Source organism: Limosilactobacillus reuteri subsp. porcinus, assembly GCF_036621895.1.
In the GTDB taxonomy this organism is placed as follows: Bacteria; Bacillota; Bacilli; order Lactobacillales; family Lactobacillaceae; genus Limosilactobacillus; species Limosilactobacillus reuteri_J.
Map to the genome: position 1 here is coordinate 1 of NZ_LN887318.1, position 868 is coordinate 868.

Here is an 868-nt window from a genome sequence, read left to right on the forward strand (position 1 = left end):
TGCGACGGTGCATTAGCTGAGTGACTAGTTCGTTTGGTAAATGGCGAAAATCTAGCTTTTTGCTAAGACCGTCACGACGCAAGATGCCGTTATTATTTTCGTTTAACCCTCGTTGATTGGGAGCACCGACTTCCGCAAAATAGGTATGAAGATCATACTTATTGGCTATCTCTCGCCATCCAGCAAATTCTTTCCCATTATCAAAAGTAATTGATTTAACAAAGTGACGTGGCAGTTTAGCGAGCCATTGGTCAAGCTGGTAATTCACTGCTTCGTCTGTTTTATGATGAATATTAAGGACAATCATTACTTTGGATTGTCGCTCTACTAGCGTCATTACCGCTCCGCGGTGAGCTTTACCTTGAACTGTATCAGCTTCAAAGTGCCCAAATTCATGTTGGTAATGCGGAAAATCACGATATCGTTGATAGATACTGCGTCCTAACTGGCCAGCTTTACCACGACGTTCCACATAGCCATTGGGATGGCGTTTTCCTTTCATTGGTAGCTGTTTAACGGAAAAGCCATACTGATTGCGGGCAAACATGCGATAAAGGGTGCGCATACTGCAGCTAATCGGGTGTTCATGACGACCAATAATAGTATCAGGAGTCCAACCAGCCTTGATTTGTGCATGGATATAGTTAACCTCGATAGTTGGCAGTTGGGTCTGCTTCCGACCACAACGACGTTTATGACGCTGATAAGTCTGAAGATATTGGTCGATGGTTTTACCGTCATTGAGGAAACGATAAACACGATAGATGGTTTCTTGACTACGCTGAAGTAATTTAGCGGCCCGATAAGCTTTAGTACCTTGATACCAAAAATCAGCTATGAGAGTTAATTCGCGTGTGGTAAGATGTTT

General features: G+C 43.2%; 1 protein-coding gene. It reads right to left on the bottom strand.

The genetic code is table 11. The features are described 5' to 3' along the window. Positions 1 to 868, bottom strand: an 868-nt coding sequence (locus AACL61_RS00945; protein ID WP_339110850.1) for an IS30 family transposase, incomplete at both ends; no start/stop codon positions are given.